Source organism: Streptomyces sp. ID05-39B, from assembly GCF_033794725.1.
GTDB lineage: Bacteria > Actinomycetota > Actinomycetes > Streptomycetales > Streptomycetaceae > Streptomyces > Streptomyces bobili.
On record NZ_JARGEF010000415.1, the window covers coordinates 1 to 3,929 of the forward strand.

Annotated in this window: 5 protein-coding genes; 2 read left to right on the plus strand and 3 right to left on the minus strand. The window is 73.0% G+C overall.

Features of this window, described 5'->3' with window-relative positions; all coding sequences use genetic code 11:
• Nucleotide 1: 1 nt before the first annotated feature.
• The gene (locus tag P1P75_RS40310) at nt 2-676 is read left to right on the plus strand and encodes an N-acetylmuramoyl-L-alanine amidase (protein ID WP_319264698.1); all 675 of its coding nucleotides are present in this window, start codon (nt 2-4) and stop codon (nt 674-676) included.
• 277 nt (nt 677-953) lie between these two features.
• Here P1P75_RS40310 and P1P75_RS40315 read toward each other — a convergent pair whose 3' ends face one another.
• From P1P75_RS40315 to P1P75_RS40325, 3 genes are all read right to left on the minus strand, one after another.
• A complete protein-coding gene (locus tag P1P75_RS40315) occupies nt 954-2,123 on the minus strand; it encodes a cysteine desulfurase family protein (RefSeq protein WP_319264699.1) in 1,170 nt (389 codons plus the stop codon).
• Nucleotides 2,124-2,504: 381 nt separating this feature from the next.
• Nucleotides 2,505-2,771, minus strand: coding sequence for a DUF4190 domain-containing protein (locus tag P1P75_RS40320; RefSeq protein WP_319264700.1), 267 nt, complete (start codon nt 2,769-2,771; stop codon nt 2,505-2,507).
• A gap of 17 nt (nt 2,772-2,788) precedes the next feature.
• Nucleotides 2,789-2,953: a hypothetical protein gene (locus P1P75_RS40325; protein WP_319264702.1), complete on the minus strand. Its 165-nt coding sequence runs from the start codon at nt 2,951-2,953 to the stop codon at nt 2,789-2,791.
• 146 nt (nt 2,954-3,099) lie between these two features.
• On the opposite strand from P1P75_RS40325, the gene P1P75_RS40330 reads away from it, so the two are divergent.
• Nucleotides 3,100-3,747, plus strand: coding sequence for a TetR family transcriptional regulator (locus P1P75_RS40330; RefSeq protein ID WP_319264704.1), 648 nt, complete (start codon nt 3,100-3,102; stop codon nt 3,745-3,747).
• Nucleotides 3,748-3,929: the final 182 nt, after the last annotated feature.

Here is a 3,929-nt window from a genome sequence, read left to right on the forward strand (position 1 = left end):
GGTGGGGGCGGAGGGGTCCGGGCCGCCGGGGAAGGACGCGGACCGGCGGATCGGGCGGCGTGCGCTGCTGGTCGGCGGGCTGGCCGCCGCGGTGGGCACGGGCGTGCTGGCGCGGGACGAGCTGGCGAAGCTGTGGTGGCGGATGCCGGGGGTGGAGAAGGCGCGGGTGCAGGGTGCGGTCGACTTCCGCGGCGCGCGGTGGCTGGCCGCCTCCACGGGCAACTTCCGCTGGGCGGACCGTCCCGACGACTACGGGGTGGACATGGTGGTCATCCATGTCACCCAGGGCAGTCTGGCGAGCGCGGTGCAGGTCTTCCAGGACCCTGCCCACCGGGCGGCGGCCCACTACATCGTCGGCAAGGACGGCGGGATCACACAGATGATCCGCGAGCTGGACGTGGCGTACCACGCGGGCAACCGCGGGTACAACGAGCGAAGTGTCGGTATAGAACACGAGGGCTTCGTGGACCGCCCGCAGGACTTCACCGCCGCGATGTACGCCGCTTCCGCGCGGCTGACGGCCGGGATCTGCCGGCGGTACGGCATACCCGTGGACCGCGAGCACATCATCGGGCATGTGGAGGTGCCGGGGACGGACCACACCGACCCCGGTGAGCACTGGGACTGGGACCGCTACCTGCGGCTGGTGCGGGAGGCGCACACGGCCACGGCGTGAGCCCCCGTCCGGTGAGACTCACCGCCGGTGTGACTCACCGCCGGTCGCGGGCGGTACCGGCTTGAGGGCCGTACCGGTTGGGGCGGGCCGAACGCTGAGGTGACGGCGAATCCGCTCGGCGGGCGCCGATCGGCGGAAACGCGCCGGTGATCCGCCTGTTCCACCGCGGGTCGATGGCCCCGATCTGCCAGTTGCTCGGCTTGACGGGATCCGGCAGCAGCGCTGGGGGCGATGCCGGTTCGGGGCTGTGCCGGTTCGCGTCCCGTGCGGGTTTCGGTCAGGTGAGGCCGGCCGCGCGGGCGCGTTCCACCGCCGGTCCGATGGCCTCGGCGACCGCCTCGACGTCGGCCTGGGTGGAGGTGTGGCCGAGGGAGAAGCGCAGGGTGCCGCGGGCCAGGTCCGGGTCGGTTCCGGTGGCGAGCAGGACATGGCTGGGCTGAGCGACCCCGGCGGTGCAGGCGGAGCCGGTGGAGCACTCGATGCCCTGGGCGTCCAGGAGCAGCAGCAGGGAGTCGCCCTCGCAGCCGGGGAAGGTGAAGTGGGCGTTGGCCGGGAGGCGGCCCTCCGGTGCCGGGTCGCCGCCGAGGATCGCGTCCGGGACGGCCGTACGGACCGCGGTGACCAGGGCGTCGCGCAGGGCGCCGATCTCGCGGGCGAACCACTCGCGCTGTTCGGCCGCGAGGCGTGCGGCGACCGCGAAGGAGGCGATCGCGGGGACATCGAGGGTGCCGGAGCGCACGTGCCGCTCCTGGCCGCCGCCGTGCAGGACGGGTACGGGGGTGTGCTCGCGGCCCAGCAGGAGGGCGCCGATGCCGTAGGGGCCGCCGATCTTGTGGCCGGAGACGGTCATCGCGGCGAGGCCTGAGGCGGCGAAGTCGACGGGGACCTGACCGAAGGCCTGGACGGCGTCGGAGTGCAGGGGGACACCGAACTCGGCTGCGACGTCGGCGAGTTCACGGACCGGCAGGACCGTGCCGATCTCGTTGTTCGCCCACATGACGGTGGCGAGGGCCACGTCGTCGGGGTTGCGGGCGACGGCCTCGCGCAGTGCGTCGGGATGGACCCTGCCGTGGGCGTCCACCGGGAGGTACTCGACCGTGGCGCCCTCGTGCTCGCCGAGCCAGTGCACGGCGTCCAGGACGGCGTGGTGCTCGACGGGGCTGGCGAGGACGCGGGTGCGGGCGGGGTCGGCGTCGCGGCGGGACCAGTACAGGCCCTTCACGGCGAGGTTGTCGGCCTCGGTGCCGCCAGAGGTGAGGACGACCTCGCTGGGGCGGGCGCCGAGGGCTTCCGCGAGGGTCTCCCGGGCCTCCTCGACCGTGCGGCGGGCGCGGCGGCCGGCCGCGTGGAGGGAGGAGGCGTTGCCGGTGACGCCCAGCTGCGCGGTGAGTGCCTCTGCCGCCTCCGGGAGCATGGGGGTGGTCGCGGCGTGGTCGAGGTATGCCATGGTGAGCCGAGTCTACGGCGCGGCGGCGACGGGCCCGGGATGAGGTGGCCCCGGATCGCAGCCGGGCCGCGCGCCTGACCGGAACCGCACCTGCCCTCGGTGGCGACCCACCCGGCGCGATGCCCACGAACCGGGGCTCCGCCGATCCGGGACCGCCACCGCTCGCGCGCCCTGCACCGGCTGCACCGGGGGTGAGACGCGGGACGCCGTGAGTTGCCGGACCGTACCCGCGCTCCCCCGGCGCACAAGCGCGGGGTGGCGGCGCCTCACCCCATGGCGCCCGGCCCGCCGGTCTCACGTAGGACGTGCGGCGGCACGCTCGTCGCCGGCCTCGTGCCCATGTCGGCGGCCTGCGGCGGCCCCGGTCTTGGGCCGAGCCCCTCAGAAGCTCCAGGACACGGTCGAGTCCGCCTGCATGAAGGCGGCGAGGACCACGAGGTCGGCGATGCCGAGGGTGAGGCCCAGGGCGGCCCGCCCCCGGCGCTCGGTGCCGCGCACGAGGGCGACCGTGGCCAGGACGATGGCGATCGGGCCGAGGACGACGTTGAGGACCAGGAGGCCGAGCAGGCCGAGGACGAAGGACGCGACGGCCATGCCGTCGGTGTCGCGGACGCCCGTTCGACTGCCTGTCGGTGCGGTGAGCTGCATGTGAATCGTTCCTTCCGTCAGTGGGTCGGGCTGTGGCGGCGGCCGTGGCGCTCGCGCAGCGCGAAGATGCCGAGCCAGACGGCGATCACGGCGGCGGCCGCGAGGCTGAAACCGAGCGGCGCGTGGGCCACGGTGCCCATGACGACGCCGAGCAGGAGAAGTGCGGCGACGAGGAACAGCATGGGATGAATCCCCCTCCGGGACGGTTGTCGTGTCCGTCTTTCGTGACGTTCCGGTGAACAGTTGTGGTTACAGTTGTTCACTGACTGCCGAGTCTAGCGTGTCGTATGGCTTTGCAATTACGGAGAACAGTTGTTAACTGGATGACATGAGTCACACCCTCGGCATCCGGCAGGCCCAGAAGCAGAAGACCCGACAGGCGCTCCTGGACGCCGCGTTGGGACTGCTGGAGGACCAGAGCCTGAGCAGCCTGGGCCTGCGCGAGGTCACCCGCGCCGTCGGAGTCGCCCCGACCGCCTTCTACCGGCACTTCCGCTCCATCGCGGACCTGGGCGTGGCCCTGGTCGAGGAGGCGCTGGGCAGCCTGCACTCCATGATCCGGACCACGGTGACCACGGCCGAGTCGAGCGACGAACGCATCGCGCGGGCTGTCGGCCTGATCGCCCGTCACGTCGACGCGTACCCCGCACACGTCCGTTTCATCGCCCGTGAGCGACATGGCGGGGTCCAGCCGGTCCGGGAGGCGATCCGGGACCAACTCGGCCGGTTCGCCGATGAGGTGCGGACCGAGCTGGCCAAGGACCCCGCGGCCGAGGGCTGGAGCGAGGACGACCTGCTGATGCTCTCGCACCTCTACGTCGACCAGATGCTCGTCACCGGTTCCCTCTTCCTGGAGGCCCACGAGGCCCAGGAGTCCGGCAAGGCCCCGGACGGGGAACGGGAGCGCGTCGTGCGGCTCGCGACCCGCCAGATGCGGCTCATCAGCATCGGCCGCCACCACTGGCTCGACTCCTGAAGACACGCGGCCCAGGAGACAAGGCGATGGGGAGGGCGGCCACTCGCCCGCGAGTGGCCGCCCTCCCCACGTGAACGCGCAGGCCCCTTGAGCCTGTTGCCGCGTCAGCCCTGCTGCTGCGCCGACCGCTGTTCCCTCGGGTGCGCCGAGTGGCGGGTCCGGTGGGGGCACCCGTCGGGGCC